We start from the raw sequence: 13,972 nt of genomic DNA, 5'->3' as shown, positions 1-13,972 counted from the left end.
GGCCACGTCGACTTCCCGGCGCTGTCACCTGGCCGGAGGCCACGGCGCCTGCCCGGCGCTGTCACCTGGCCGGAGGCCACGGCGCCTGCCCGGCGCTGTCACCCGGCAGGAGGCCACGGCGCCTGCCCGGCGCTGTCACCCGGCAGGAGCCCACGGCGCCTGCCCCGAGGGCTGATCCGCCGCCGGTCACCGCGGTGAAGCCGCAGCACACCCGCCGCGAGCGGGCGACCCTCCGGGGCTCGGCAAGGACTGCGCTCCGGTCCGCGGCACGACGCCTGACCGGCGTCTGATGCGCGGCCGGTCATCCGGTGCTCGTCTACGGGCCCGCCCAGGGGCCGTGGACCCGGGCGGAGCCCACGGCGCCTGACCGGGGCCTGATCCGCCGTCGCGCACACGGAAGCCCCCGCACACCCGCGCCGCCGGCAGGCCCCGCGAGGGCGGCCCTTCGCGGCGCGGGCGCGGGCGTCATGCCGGGCGGTGGCCGTGGTTGGACTTACGGGTGCGCCACTTGCGCTTGCGGGTGCGTTTGGACATGAGGCTGTACCTCCTCCTCGGACTTCCGCGTACGGATGGTCCTAGTCGAGGAGACCCCTGCCGTCGAGCCCCTACGCGCGGCCGATCGGCGCCAGTACCGCGGAAGTGAGGGCCGCCAGGTCCGACGGGGAGAGTTCGACCTCCAGGCCGCGGCGGCCCGCCGAGACACAGATCGTGGGGTGGCCGGCCGCCGAATCGTCCAGCACGGTGGGCAGGCGCTTGCGCTGGCCCAGCGGCGAGATCCCGCCACGGACGTACCCCGTCGTGCGTTCCGCCGCCGCCGGGTCCGCCATCGTCGCGCGTTTGCCGCCGACCGCCGTGGCCAGGGCCTTGAGATCCAGCTTGCCCGCCACCGGCACCACCGCGACCGTCAGTTCGCCGTCGACGTCCGCGACGAGCGTCTTGAAGACCCGGTCGGGGGAGACCCCGAGCGCCTCGGCCGCCTCCTCGCCGTACGACGCGGACGCGGGGTCGTGCGCGTACTCGTGCACGGTGAACTCCGTGCCCGCCGCGGTCAGCGCGACCGTCGCGGGTGTGCCGCCCTGCTTCCTGGGCTTCTTCGCCACCTTGAGGCGCTCCTGTTCAGTTGGGGCTCGTCGGCGCCTGCGTCAGATCGACCGCGGGCAGCGACGGAAGATGGCGGATCACCGCGGTCTCCGCGCGTAGCAGGGTCAGTTCCTCGCGCAGCCGCGCCGCGGTGTCCTTCGCCTCCAGGAGCCGCTGCTTCGCCGGCGTGTCCAGCACGGCCGCCGCCGCGACCAGGTAGGACACCACCGACGGTTCGTCGGGCAGGTCCGCTCCCGTCGACAGCGAGCGCTCACGGGCGCCCGCCAGCCGCTTCTGGTAGCTGCGGAAGGCCCGCAGCACACCCTCGGCGAGCGTTCCCGCGCCGTCCCCGGTCTCCTCCGGGAGCTCCTCCACCTCGGCCGTCAGGAAAGGGCCGCTCGCGTCGATGGAGATCAGCCGGATCCGGGTCGTCCCGGTGGCGAGCACCTCGAAGCTGCCGTCGTCGCGCTCACGGATGGTGGCGGCGTCGGCGATGCAGCCCACCGAGTGGAAGGCCTGGAACGGGTCGTCGCCGAAGCCCGCCGTGGGACCGCGCTCCGGCAGAGCGGTCTGGTCCGGCATGCCGGGCAGCGTCGGCGCGACCTCGCGGCCGTCGCGGATGGCGACCACGGCGAAACGGCGCGGCTCGGACTCGTCCGTCTTCAGCAGTTCGCGCATGAGGGCGCGATAGCGCTCCTCGAAGACGTTCAGGGGCAGGACGAGACCCGGGAACAGCACCGAGTTGAGCGGGAAGAGGGGGAGACGTGCGGTGGTCACAACGGTCAAGCCTAATGGTCCGCGGACCCGCTTCGTCCGGCCCTTGCCCGCAGAGGTCTCGCGGAGGCGATCTCCAGCCGTACCGCGTCCCGTGCGTCGAGGAACCGGCCGAGCGGATCGTCCGAGAGGTGGTTCCACGGGAAGGATGTGGCATACGGCCCGATGAGCCGGAACTGCTCCAGCGCGGGTTCCCAGCGCCGCCGTCCCGCCAGCACGTACGCCGTCAGGTTGCGGATCTCCGCGGGCCACGGGTCACCGGGCTCGTAGTCCGCCGAGAGGGCGACCGCGAGGTCGGCGGCCGCGTCGATCCGGTCGTCCTGGACGGAGTTGGTGTCACCGCTCAGCAGCTGCGCGAAGGCCGCCCGCACCGGCAGTGCCTGCACCAGGGAGCCGGGCAGCGCGTCCGCCGCGGCCTGCTCGGCGAAGTCGAAGCACTCGCGGTGCGAGCCGTACCACTGGGCGGACAGGTACTTCAGCGCCGCGACATGGCATCCGTAGTGGTGCGACGAGCGTCGCACGGCCTGCTCCCACAGCGACTCGAACGCCGTGTGCGTGGCATGCGTACCGCGCGCGTGGTCGAGGGCGATCCGCCACGGCACCGGATCGTCCGGTTCCCCCTCCGCCGCCGCGTCCAGCAGCGGGCCGACCTCGCGCAGCCGCTCGGCGCGCGCCGGCGATTCCCAGGCCCTGCGGACGGCCAGCTCCGCCTTGAGAACCAGCGCGTCCGGGTCGCGCGGCGCGACGGCGAGCCACGATGTGAGCCATTCGTCCCGGTTCAGGGCGAAGGCGGCGAGCCGCAGGATGTAGCGGTCCCGGTCCTCCCAATCGGCTGATTCCCGTGTGGTCGCGAGCAGTTTGGCGGCCGGTTCCCACTCCCCGAACGCTGCCGCCACGAGGGCAGGGCTGAGCCGTTCATCGGGCGCGTCGAGCAGAACCGCCTGGTCGGGCGGCAGTCCGTGGACGATCCGCGGGGCAGTGCGGACCCTCCGTGCGGTGCGCATCAGGGCTCGGAGCAATGACATGGTGCGGACCATTGAAAACCGCAGGTGGGGGCGGCGCCAGAGAATAGCTGTGAAGCTTTGGTGGCGGCCGGATGGTTGTCCTGACGGAAGCCAAGAGAGCGTAAAGAAAGTGACTCAGCCGCGCCGCAGGAGACGGGACGCGCCGGCTGCGACCGTCGTGGCGAGAATCCACCCCAACAGCACCAGCGCGGCGGCGGCCCACTGCCAGCGGCTGTCAAGCAGCCAGTAGCCGTCCTGGCCGAGATTGATCACCGGCACGAGCAGATCCAGCGCGTACAACGGGGCGTTCCACTCCGGATGCTCCCCGGACTTGATCGGCGCCGGTTCCACCTGGGAGAAGGCGACCGTGCCGGCCGCCCACAGGACCGCCATCCACAGCGCGGCCCGTCCTGGCCGGTAGCCGTACGCCACCGTCCAGTCCTGGAGCAGACCCCACAGCTTTCCGGCCAGCGGCAGCGTCTCGCGGCGTCTGCGCTGCTTGGCCAGCAGCACCTCCCGGGCGTCCTCGTCCTCGCCGCTGTTGCGCAGCACGGTCGCGAGGCGTTCGTACGGCTCGGGGGAGTACTCGGGGGTCGCCGATGCCACCCATTGCAGCCGTGTGCTCAGCGGGAACTCCTCGTACGGGACGAGGTTCTCGTAGACGAACCCGCCCATCGCGAGGCCTCCGGGACCCGGCCAGCTCGCCGCCATGTCGATCAGGGTCACGACCTTCGCGCCGTTCAGTACGACCCGGCCCTCCTCGGGCCGCTCGGCGCTGAACCGCAGCTCCGGTGTCACGATCCGGCGCAGCGACAGCTCCTCGCGCGCGTTCAGCACGAACCGCGCCCGGTTCAGATCGACCGCGTCTCCGAACCGGCCGTCATCCAGACGCACCCCGCCCCGGCACTCGAACGGCTGAAGTCTCGTCCCGCGCGCCGCGGTGCTGCCCCGCGGAGTGCCGAACGGGGGAGTGGTCCCCTGGTTGCCGGTGGCCTCGCTGACCCACGCGCCCGTCATGTAGAGCGTCCGCTCCACACTGAGCTGGGGTGCGTTCAGCGCCCGGCGCTCGCCCGCGGCCCGCAGTCTGCTGCCGCGCAGGCTGAGCGAGACCCCGACCTTCGCGCCGCGCAGGCTGAACTCGCCGTACGTCTCGATCAGTTCCGCCTGTAAGTCCTGCGCGACCGACATGCCGTCCGCGGTGATCGCCCGGCCTCTGCGGTCGGGCCGCACATGGATCTGGTTGATCAGCAGGTCGGTGCCTATCTGGGCGTCCGTGAGCCGGATGCCGTGCTCGATGCGGCAGCGCGGCAGATGCAGATCGCCCTCGGTGCGCAGCCGGGCCGCCTCGATCCGCGGGATGGCGCAGCCGACCATGCGCACAGTGGTGAAGTGTGCCTCGGGCATGAGCAGTTCGTTCTCGAAGCGGCAGCCGTTCAGCTCGACGTACGGGGCGATGCTGCCGCCGGCGAGCTTGAGGGTGCCGGTGATCTGGATCCCGCGCAGCTTCAGCGCGGCCACCCGGCCGGGGCGGGCGGTCGGTCCGCTCAGCAGCAGCCGGGCGACGATGGACGCGCGGACGCTGCGGTCGGGACCCCAGGGGCGTGGCGAGAAGGGGTCGTTCAACAGGGGATTGGGATCGCTCAGGTCGTATGTGCTTCCGTTCCGGAAGGCGTTCCACATGCGTTCCTCGGGCGGGCTCAGCCCGTCGGGAGGACCGTCGTCCAGCGGCTCGGTCACTGCCGCTCCTCCGCTTCCTTGGCTCGTACAGCTGTTCTTCCCGCTGAGTAACCAACTGAACGCATGTGGTCATGGTCAAAAAGAGTGGCGTGTATCAGCCATTGATACGGACGATCGGAGGCCGTACCCGGTCTGAGAGAATTGTCTGCGTGATCTCTCGAATCGATCTGCGCGGCGACGCCCTCCCCGAGGGCGCCGCTCTGCGTGACCTGTTGCCCCGTGCCGAGTTCGACGTGGAAGCCGCCCTGGAGAAGGTGCGGCCCATCTGCGAGGACGTGCATCATCGGGGCACCGCGGCGCTGATCGACTACGCGGAGAAGTTCGACGGCGTCACGCTGACGCAGGTGAGGGTGCCCCGCGCCGCGCTCACCGAGGCCCTGGAGCAGCTCGACCCCGAGGTCAGGGCCGCGCTGGAGGAGTCGATCCGGCGCGCCCGGATCGTGCACCGGGCGCAGCGCCGCGCCGAGCACATCACCCAAGTCGTTCCCGGCGGCACGGTCACCGAGAAGTGGGTCCCGGTGGAGCGTGTCGGGCTCTACGCCCCTGGCGGCCGTTCCGTCTATCCCTCCTCCGTGATCATGAACGTCGTGCCGGCGCAGGAGGCGGGTGTCGAGTCGATCGCGCTCGCGTCCCCGCCGCAGAAGCCCCGCTTCGCCGGCGACCCGGCAGGCGGCCGTCCGCACCCGACGATCCTGGCCGCGTGCGCGCTGCTCGGCATCGACGAGGTGTACGCGGCCGGCGGCGCCCAGGCCGTCGCGATGTTCGCGTACGGAACCTCCGGACCCGACGGGTGCGCCCCCGCCAACATGGTCACCGGCCCGGGCAACATCTGGGTCGCCGCCGCCAAGCGCTACTTCACCGGACGGATCGGCATCGACACCGAGGCCGGCCCGACCGAGATCGCGGTCCTCGCCGACGACACCGCCGACCCGGTGCACGTCGCCGCCGACCTGATCAGCCAGGCCGAGCACGACCCGATGGCCGCCGCCGTGCTGGTCACCGACTCCCCGGAGCTGGCCGACGCGGTCGAGAAGGAGCTGGAGCCGCAGGTGGCGGCCACCAAGCACGTGGCCGACCGGATCCTGCCGGCCCTGGGGGGCAAGCAGTCCGCGATCGTCCTGGTCGACGACATCGAGGCGGGTCTGCGGGTCGTCAACGCCTACGGGGCCGAGCACCTGGAGGTCCAGACCACTGGCGCCGCCGCGGTCGCCGCACGCGTCCGCAACGCCGGAGCGATCTTCGTCGGCCCCTGGGCTCCCGTCTCCCTCGGCGACTACTGCGCGGGCTCCAACCACGTGCTGCCGACGGGCGGCTGCGCGTGCCACTCCTCGGGTCTGTCCGTCCAGTCGTTCCTGCGCGGCATCCACATCGTGGACTACAGCCGCGACGCCCTCGCCGAGGTCACCCACCACGTGGTCACCCTCGCAGAGGCCGAGGACCTGCCGGCGCACGGCGCCGCCATGAAGGCGCGTTTCGGCTGGAAGGTGCCGCAGAGGTGACCGGCATCGACGATCTCCCCATCAGGGACGAGCTGCGCGGCAAGTCCCCCTACGGCGCGCCCCAACTGGACGTGCCCGTCCGGCTGAACACCAACGAGAACCCCTACCCGCTGCCCGAGGCGCTGGTCGACCGGATCACCGAGCGGGTCCGGGAGGCAGCCCGCGGCCTCAACCGCTACCCCGACCGGGACGCCGTCGAGCTGCGCACCGAGCTCGGCCGCTATCTCACCCGCACCACCGGGTACGAGGTGGGCCGCGCGGGCGTCTGGGCGGCGAACGGCTCCAACGAGGTCATCCAGCAACTGCTCCAGACCTTCGCCGGGCCGGGCCGTGTCGCCATCGGCTTCGAGCCCTCGTACTCGATGCACGGCCTGATCTCCCGGGGCACCGGCACCGCCTGGATCTCCGGGCCGCGCCACGCCGACTTCACCATCGACGTGGCGGCGGCCCGGGAGGCCGTCGCCGAGCACCGGCCGGACGTCGTCTTCATCACCTCGCCCAACAACCCCACGGGCACCGCGGTCGACGCCGACACCGTCGTCGCGCTGTACGACGCGGCCCAGGCCGCCAAGCCGTCCCTGGTCGTGGTCGACGAGGCGTACGTGGAGTTCAGTCACCGCCCCTCGCTGCTGCCGCTGATCGAGGGCCGGCCGAATCTGGTGGTGTCCCGCACCATGTCCAAGGCGTTCGGCGCCGCCGGACTGCGCCTCGGCTATCTCGCCGCCGATCCCGCCGTGGTCGACGCCGTCCAGCTGGTCCGCCTGCCGTATCACCTGTCGGCCGTCACCCAGGCCACCGCGCTCGCCGCCCTCGAACACACCGATACCCTGCTCGGGTACGTCGAGCAGCTGAAGACCGAGCGGGACCGCCTGGTCGCCGAGCTGCTCGCCATCGGGTACGAGGTCACCGAGTCCGATGCCAACTTCGTGCAGTTCGGACGGTTCCCCGACGCGCATGAGGCATGGCGGCAGATCCTCGACCACGGCGTCCTGGTCCGTGACAACGGCGTACCCGGATGGCTGCGGGTCACCGCCGGCACCCCCGAAGAGAACGACGCGTTCCTCGATGCGGTTCGCGCTTTGATGAAGGAACGCAGCAAGAAGGAGCAGAGCGCATGAGCCGCGTAGGACGGGTCGAACGCACCACCAAGGAGACGTCCGTCGTCGTCGAGATCGACCTCGACGGCACCGGGAAGGTCGATGTCGCGACCGGGGTCGGCTTCTACGACCACATGCTCGACCAGCTGGGCCGGCACGGGCTGTTCGACCTCACCGTGAAGACCGAGGGCGACCTCCACATCGACTCGCACCACACCATCGAGGACACCGCACTCGCGCTCGGCAACGCCTTCAAGCAGGCGCTCGGCGACAAGGTCGGCATCTACCGCTTCGGCAACTGCACCGTGCCGCTGGACGAGTCGCTCGCCCAGGTCACCGTGGACCTGTCGGGGCGGCCGTACCTCGTGCACACGGAGCCCGAGAACATGGCGCCGATGATCGGCGAGTACGACACGACGATGACCCGGCACATCCTGGAGTCGTTCGTCGCCCAGGCCCAGATCGCGCTGCACGTCCACGTGCCGTACGGCCGCAACGCGCACCACATCGTGGAGTGCCAGTTCAAGGCGCTGGCCCGTGCCCTGCGTTACGCGTCCGAGCGCGACCCGCGCGCGGCCGGCATCCTCCCGTCCACGAAGGGTGCCCTGTGACCGGCCTCTCCACCGTCCTCATCGTCGTCGGGCTCTTCCTCGCCGGCGGTGTGTACTCCTTCATCAAGCAGGACATGCCCCGGGGCCTCGTCGTGCTCCTCGGTATCGGGTCCGCGATGTGCCTGGTCGCCGGTGTCCTGCGGATCCAGGGGATCTGGGAATGAGCACTGCCAAGAAGGTCGTCGTCTTCGACTACGGATTCGGCAACATCCGCTCCGCCGAGCGGGCGCTGGCCCGCGTCGGCGCGGACGTCGAGATCACCCGCGACTTCGACACGGCGATGAACGCCGACGGGCTCCTCGTCCCGGGCGTCGGCGCGTTCTCCGCCTGCATGGACGGCCTCAAGCGCGCCCGCGGCGACTGGATCATCGGCCGCCGGCTCTCCGGCGGCCGCCCCGTCATGGGCATCTGTGTGGGCATGCAGATCCTGTTCGGCCGCGGCATCGAGCACGGCGTGGAGACCGAGGGCCTCGACGAGTGGCCCGGCACGGTCGGCCCGCTCAAGGCGCCCGTCGTCCCGCACATGGGCTGGAACACCGTCGAGGCACCGGCCGGCAGCAAGCTGTTCGCCGGCACCGACGACGACACCCGGTTCTACTTCGTGCACTCCTACGCCGTGCACGAGTGGGAGCTGGAGGTCACCAACCCCGCCATCCGCGCCCCCCAGATCACCTGGGCCACCCATGGCGAGCGCTTTGTGGCAGCCGTGGAGAACAACGCGCTGTGGGCGACCCAGTTCCACCCCGAGAAGTCCGGCGACGCCGGCGCCCAGCTGCTGACCAACTGGATCGAGACGCTGTAATGCCGAAGCTTGAACTCCTTCCCGCAGTCGACGTCCGCGACGGCCAGGCCGTCCGGCTGGTGCACGGCGAGTCCGGCACCGAGACGTCCTACGGCTCCCCCCTGGAGGCCGCCCTGGCCTGGCAGCGCTCGGGCGCGGAATGGCTGCATCTCGTCGACCTGGACGCCGCGTTCGGCACCGGCGACAACCGCGAGCTGATCGCCGAGGTCGCGCGCGCCATGGACATCAAGGTGGAGCTGTCCGGCGGCATCCGCGACGACGCCTCGCTCGCCGCGGCCCTCGCCACCGGCTGCACCCGGGTCAACCTCGGCACGGCCGCCCTGGAGACCCCGGAGTGGGTCGCCAAGGTCATCGCCGAGCACGGCGACAAGATCGCGGTCGGCCTGGACGTCCGGGGCACGACCCTGCGCGGCCGCGGCTGGACCCGCGACGGCGGCGACCTCTACGAGACGCTGGCCCGCCTCGACTCCGAGGGCTGCGCGCGGTACGTCGTCACCGACATCGCCAAGGACGGCACCCTCCAGGGCCCCAACCTGGAACTCCTGAAGAACGTCTGCGCCGCCACCGACAAGCCGGTCGTCGCCTCCGGCGGTGTCTCCTCGCTCGACGATCTGCGGGCTCTCTCCTCGCTGGTCCCCGCCGGTGTCGAGGGCGCGATCGTCGGAAAGGCGTTGTACGCCAAGGCGTTCACCCTGGAAGAGGCGCTCGCGGCGGTGTCGGCATGACCGACTCCGTACGCCGTCTCGCCTCGGAGAACCCGTGGGAGGAGTCCTTCGGCTACTCCCGCGCCGTCGAGCTGCCGACCGGTCTGGTCCTCGTCTCCGGCTGCACGTCGACCGTCGGCGGCCAGATCTCCGCGGGCGGCCCCTACGAGCAGGCGGTCACCGCCTTCGGTGTCGCCATCGACGCGCTGAAGGAGCTCGGCCTCGGCCGGGAGCACGTGGTGCGGACGCGCATGTACCTCACGCACGCCCGTGACGTGGAGGACGTCGGCCGTGCGCACAAGGAGCTGTTCGGTGAGGTCCGCCCCGCCGCGTCCATGATCATCGTCTCCGGCTTCGTCGACCCGAGCCTGGTCGTCGAGGTGGAGGTCGAGGCGTACCGGGGAGGTGCCGGATGAGCCTCGCGGTCCGTGTCATCCCCTGTCTGGACGTGGACAACGGACGGGTCGTCAAGGGGATCAACTTCCAGAACCTGCGCGATGCCGGCGACCCCGTCGAGATGGCGAAGCTGTACGACGCCGAGGGCGCCGACGAGCTCACCTTCCTCGACATCACGGCCTCCTCGGGCAACCGGGAGACGACGTACGACGTGGTGCGGCGCACCGCCGAGCAGGTCTTCATCCCGCTCACCGTCGGCGGCGGTGTCCGCTCGGCGGAGGACGTCGACAAGCTGCTGCGGGCGGGCGCCGACAAGGTGGGCGTCAACACGGCGGCGATCGCCCGGCCCGAGCTGATCCGTGAGATCGCCGAGCGCTTCGGCCGGCAGGTGCTGGTGCTGTCGGTGGACGCCCGGCGTACCGCGTCCGGGTCGTTCGAGGTCACCACGCACGGCGGCCGTGAGGGGACCGGCATCGACGCCGTCGAATGGGCGCACCGGGCCGCCGAGTTGGGGGCGGGCGAGATCTTGCTCAACTCGATGGACGCCGACGGCACCAAGGACGGCTACGACACCGAGATGATCGCGGCGGTGCGCAGGCATGTCACCGTGCCCGTGATCGCGAGCGGCGGCGCGGGCCGGCTGGCGGACTTCGCCCCGGCGGTCGACTCCGGCGCGGACGCCGTCCTCGCGGCCTCCGTCTTCCACTTCGGCGATCTGCGGATCTCCGAGGTGAAGGAAGCCCTGCGCGGATCCGGTCACCCCGTGCGCTGACGCCGGGCGACGGTCCGGGACCGTGGTCTGGGCCACCGGGCGAACTGTCCGGGACCACGGTCCGGGATACCGGGCGAACTGTCCTGGACCACGGTCCGGGACAGCCGGGCGAACTGTCCGAGACTCGGGACAAACTGTCCGAAAACTGGCGTCCGTCCCTCCTGTGGGCCGGGTTAGCGTGCCGTTGGACCCATGATGAACAGGGGGAACAGCATGGTGACCCGGCCCATTGCCGATCTCGCGGAACTCAGTCCGCACTTCGTGAGCGACCCGTATCCCGTCTACGCCCGGCTCCGCGCGGAGGGGCCCGTCCACCACGTCCGCGCCCCCGACGGCGAGGAGTTGTGGCTCGTCGTCGGGTACGAGGCGTGCCGTACCGCCTTCACCGATCCCCGGCTGAGCCGGGACTGGCTGAAGTCCGGTGACATCACCCAGATCGTGAACACGGACCAGGACCAGCCGGCGCTCGCGCACATGCTGATGTCCGACCCGCCGGACCACACCCGGCTGCGGCGGCTGGTGGCACGGGAGTTCACACCGCGCCGCATCGAGGCGCTGGCGCCGCGCGTCCAGCAGATCACCGACGAACTGCTGGACGCCATGACGGCGACGGAGGAGCGGCGGGCCGACCTGGTGGCCTCGTTCGCCTTTCCGTTGCCCATGACCGTCATCTGTGAGCTGCTGGGCGTGCCCGGGATGGACCGCGACGCCTTCCGCGGCTGGTCCAACGAGATGGTCGCGCGCACCAGTCCGGAGGCTGAGGCGCAGGCCTACCAGGAGACCACGGCCTACCTCCGGGAGCTGATCGCGGCCAAGCGCCGGGACCCGGGTGAGGATCTGCTCAGCGCGATGATCCATGCCGTGGACGAGGGTGGCGACCGGCTCTCGCCGGACGAACTCATCGGCATGTCCGTCCTGTTGCTCATCGCGGGGCACGAGACGACGGTCAACCTCATCGGCAACGGCATGCGCGCGCTCTTCGCGCATCCGGACCAACTCGCCGCGCTGCGTACGGACTTCTCGCTGCTCGACGGGGCGATCGAGGAGATGCTCCGCTACGACGGCCCGGTGGAGGCCTGCACGGACCGACTGGCTCTCGCGGACGTGGAGATGGAGGGCGTCACCATCCCGGCCGGCTCCACGGTCCTGATCGCGATGGCGGACGCCGACCGCGACCCGGCGCGCTTCAAGGACCCGGACCGGTTCGACATCCGCCGGGACGCGCGCGGCCACATCGCCTTCGGGCACGGTCTGCACTACTGCCTCGGCGCGCCGCTGGCCCGACTCGAAGGCCGCATCGCGATCCGCGGACTGCTGGAGCGCTTCCCCGGCCTCGCGCTCGACGCGCGGGTGGCGGACCTTCCCTGGATGCCGGGGATGTTGATCAGGGGCGTGCGGAAGCTGCCGGTGCGCTGGTGACGCCTAAGCGCTGACCGCCGCCCCCCGACCCGACCGTCAGGACCCTGATCCATCAGGACCCTGATCCGTCAGGACCCTGATCCGTCAGGACTCAAGGATACGAAAGGGAAGTTGCGCAAATCTTATTGCGCAACTTCTCTTTCGTATCTACGGTCGAGTCATGGCCGACCACGACGAGACCCAGCGCATCACCGACGTCGAGGCCCTCAAGGTCTTCACGCACCCGCTGCGCATCACGCTCTACCGCGCGCTCCACGTGGCCCGCACGGCCACCGCCTCCCACCTCGCCGACCAGGTCGACGAGGCCGTCTCGCTGGTCAGCTACCACCTGCGCAAGATGGCCGAGCACGGGTTCATCGAGGAGGCGCCGGAGGCGGGCAAGGACGGCCGTGAGCGCTGGTGGCGCCTCTCCACCGAGCGGGGATTCTCCTTCCGGACCTCGGACTTCGACGGCCCCGAGGGCGCGGCGGTCGCCGGCACCGTCGTCCGCAGGCTCGTCGACACGCGCGCCGAGCGGTACGCGGCCTACCTCGATCAGCAGGCCGCCTGGCCCCGTGAGTGGACCGACGCCGCCTTCAACTGCGAGTACGTCCCCCGTCTCACCTCCTCCGAACTGCAGGAGATGGCCGAGGAGATCGGCGAGCTGATGCGCCGTTGGACCGACCGGGGCCGCGCCGCCGAGGAGAGCGGTGACACGGCCGGGCGCGAGCACGTCGCGGTCCACCTGTACGGATTCCCCTTCCGCCCCTGACGCCCGTGCCGACGCCTGCGTCCTCCTGCCCGAAGGAATGCGCGAAGGAGCCCGAGTGACCGCGACCGCGACCGAGACGTCCAGCCCTCGCATACCGGCCCGCGTCGCCCACCGCGACGGCAACGTCCTTCGCTGGCTCGGCGCCTACGCCGCCTCCCTCGTCGGCGACAGCATCTACTTCCTCGCGCTCGGCTGGGCCGCCGCCCAGATCGCCGGGCCCGCCCAGGTCGGCATGGTGATGGCTGCCGGAGCCGTGCCCAGAGCGCTTCTCATGCTCGGCGGCGGAGTGATCGCCGACCGTTTCGGCCCGCGCCGGGTCGTCATCGCCTCAGACGCCGTCCGATGCGTCGTGATCCTCGCCGTCGCCGGCGGGCTCGCCCTCGCCACACCCGGACTGTGGCTGCTGATCGCCGCGGCCCTCGTCTTCGGCACGGTCGACGCCCTGTTCCTGCCCGCGGTCGGTGCCCTGCCGCCCCGCATCACCGACGCCGGCCGGCTCGTACGTGTCCAGGGACTGCGCGCCCTCGTGCAGCGCGTCGGCACCACCACCGGGCCGCCGCTCGCCGGGTTCGCGATGGGGACCGGGGGACCCGCGGCCGCCTTCGGTGTCGCCGGATGCCTGTTCGCGCTCTCGCTGGTCCTGCTCGTCGCCGTACGGATCGCACCGCTGCCCGGCGGCGTCGGCGAGGACCGGGGCGAAACCCCCTGGCAGCAGTTGCGCGGCGGACTGCGCCACATCCGCCGCCATCCGCTGATCGGCCCGCTCGTCCTCTCCGGAGCCCTCAGCGAACTCGGAGCCATCCCGCCGCTGAACGTCGGCCTGGTCCTGCTCGCCGACGAGCGCGGCTGGGGGCCCTCGGGCGTCGGCTGGATCGTCGCCGCCTTCGGAGCCGGCGCCGGAGCGGGTGCCCTGCTGCTCACCGTGGCCCGCCGGCTGCCGCGCGCCGGGGCGGTCCAGATCGCGGCCCTCGTCGTCGGCAGCGCCGCCCTCGGCTCACTGGCGCTGGCGCCCGGGCTGGTCACGGCCGTCGCCCTCGCGGGCGCCACGGGCCTGGTCGCGGGCGTCTGCGGGGGACTGGCGATCGCGCTGATCCAGAGTGCGACCGACCCGGCCTACCTCGGCCGGGTCAGCTCGGTCATGGCGCTCACGAGTGTGGGCATCGCCCCGCTCGCGTACCCCGTCTTCGGGTTCGCGAGCGACAGCTTCGGCACCGTGCCCGTCTTCCTCGCCTTCGGCGCCATCAGCATGACGGGTGCGGCCGTCGGGCTCCTCACCCCGGCCGTCCGCCGTGCCGAACTCGTGCGCTGACCCCGCCGCACCGCGAG

The 13,972-nt window shown here is 71.5% G+C and carries 15 protein-coding genes; 11 read left to right on the top strand and 4 right to left on the bottom strand.

Annotation, left to right across the window (positions count from 1 at the left end):
- Positions 1-605 precede the first annotated feature (605 nt).
- The 4 genes from ybaK to ACFWU3_RS28665 form a co-directional block, all read right to left on the bottom strand.
- Positions 606-1,100, bottom strand: coding sequence for a Cys-tRNA(Pro) deacylase (gene ybaK, locus ACFWU3_RS28680; protein ID WP_352209271.1), 495 nt, complete (start codon positions 1,098-1,100; stop codon positions 606-608).
- Between the two features lie 16 nt (positions 1,101-1,116).
- Complete coding sequence (locus ACFWU3_RS28675) at positions 1,117-1,857, bottom strand: LON peptidase substrate-binding domain-containing protein (protein ID WP_384443499.1); 741 nt, start codon at positions 1,855-1,857, stop codon at positions 1,117-1,119.
- An 11-nt stretch (positions 1,858-1,868) separates the two neighbouring features.
- The gene (locus tag ACFWU3_RS28670; protein WP_384443498.1) at positions 1,869-2,891 is read right to left on the bottom strand and encodes a hypothetical protein; all 1,023 of its coding nucleotides are present in this window, start codon (positions 2,889-2,891) and stop codon (positions 1,869-1,871) included.
- 102 nt (positions 2,892-2,993) lie between these two features.
- Positions 2,994-4,595 (bottom strand): oxidoreductase, encoded by a 1,602-nt coding sequence (locus ACFWU3_RS28665; protein ID WP_384443496.1) that lies wholly within the window; start codon positions 4,593-4,595, stop codon positions 2,994-2,996.
- 149 nt (positions 4,596-4,744) lie between these two features.
- On the opposite strand from ACFWU3_RS28665, the gene hisD reads away from it, so the two are divergent.
- The 11 genes from hisD (at position 4,745) to ACFWU3_RS28610 (ending at position 13,955) form a co-directional block, all read left to right on the top strand.
- Positions 4,745-6,094, top strand: a complete 1,350-nt coding sequence (hisD, locus tag ACFWU3_RS28660) for a histidinol dehydrogenase (RefSeq protein WP_384443494.1) — start codon at positions 4,745-4,747, stop codon at positions 6,092-6,094.
- A complete protein-coding gene (locus ACFWU3_RS28655; protein ID WP_384443492.1) occupies positions 6,091-7,212 on the top strand; it encodes a histidinol-phosphate transaminase in 1,122 nt (373 codons plus the stop codon). The genes hisD and ACFWU3_RS28655 overlap by 4 nt, the downstream gene beginning before the upstream one ends.
- Positions 7,209-7,802 carry an imidazoleglycerol-phosphate dehydratase HisB gene (gene hisB, locus ACFWU3_RS28650; RefSeq protein WP_313946901.1) on the top strand — a complete coding sequence of 198 codons (594 nt, stop codon included), beginning with the start codon at positions 7,209-7,211 and terminating at the stop codon, positions 7,800-7,802. The genes ACFWU3_RS28655 and hisB overlap by 4 nt, the downstream gene beginning before the upstream one ends.
- Positions 7,799-7,966, top strand: a complete 168-nt coding sequence (locus ACFWU3_RS28645; RefSeq protein ID WP_313946902.1) for a hypothetical protein — start codon at positions 7,799-7,801, stop codon at positions 7,964-7,966. Before hisB ends, ACFWU3_RS28645 begins: the two co-directional genes overlap by 4 nt.
- A complete protein-coding gene (gene hisH, locus ACFWU3_RS28640; RefSeq protein ID WP_384443490.1) occupies positions 7,963-8,604 on the top strand; it encodes an imidazole glycerol phosphate synthase subunit HisH in 642 nt (213 codons plus the stop codon). The genes ACFWU3_RS28645 and hisH overlap by 4 nt, the downstream gene beginning before the upstream one ends.
- Positions 8,604-9,329, top strand: a complete 726-nt coding sequence (gene priA / locus ACFWU3_RS28635) for a bifunctional 1-(5-phosphoribosyl)-5-((5-phosphoribosylamino)methylideneamino)imidazole-4-carboxamide isomerase/phosphoribosylanthranilate isomerase PriA (RefSeq protein ID WP_313946904.1) — start codon at positions 8,604-8,606, stop codon at positions 9,327-9,329. Before hisH ends, priA begins: the two co-directional genes overlap by 1 nt.
- Complete coding sequence (locus ACFWU3_RS28630; protein ID WP_384443488.1) at positions 9,326-9,724, top strand: RidA family protein; 399 nt, start codon at positions 9,326-9,328, stop codon at positions 9,722-9,724. The genes priA and ACFWU3_RS28630 overlap by 4 nt, the downstream gene beginning before the upstream one ends.
- A complete protein-coding gene (hisF, locus tag ACFWU3_RS28625; protein ID WP_313946906.1) occupies positions 9,721-10,476 on the top strand; it encodes an imidazole glycerol phosphate synthase subunit HisF in 756 nt (251 codons plus the stop codon). The genes ACFWU3_RS28630 and hisF overlap by 4 nt, the downstream gene beginning before the upstream one ends.
- 213 nt (positions 10,477-10,689) lie before the next feature.
- Positions 10,690-11,895 carry a cytochrome P450 gene (locus ACFWU3_RS28620; RefSeq protein ID WP_384443485.1) on the top strand — a complete coding sequence of 402 codons (1,206 nt, stop codon included), beginning with the start codon at positions 10,690-10,692 and terminating at the stop codon, positions 11,893-11,895.
- Positions 11,896-12,055: 160 nt separating this feature from the next.
- Entirely contained in the window at positions 12,056-12,646 is a 591-nt protein-coding gene (locus ACFWU3_RS28615) for an ArsR/SmtB family transcription factor (RefSeq protein ID WP_384443483.1), read from the top strand.
- A 37-nt stretch (positions 12,647-12,683) separates the two neighbouring features.
- Positions 12,684-13,955 carry an MFS transporter gene (locus ACFWU3_RS28610; protein ID WP_384443481.1) on the top strand — a complete coding sequence of 424 codons (1,272 nt, stop codon included), beginning with the start codon at positions 12,684-12,686 and terminating at the stop codon, positions 13,953-13,955.
- Positions 13,956-13,972: the final 17 nt, after the last annotated feature.

Source organism: Streptomyces sp. NPDC058685 (assembly GCF_042714725.1).
GTDB lineage: Bacteria > Actinomycetota > Actinomycetes > Streptomycetales > Streptomycetaceae > Streptomyces.
This window is presented reverse-complemented; position numbering and strand designations above follow the sequence as displayed.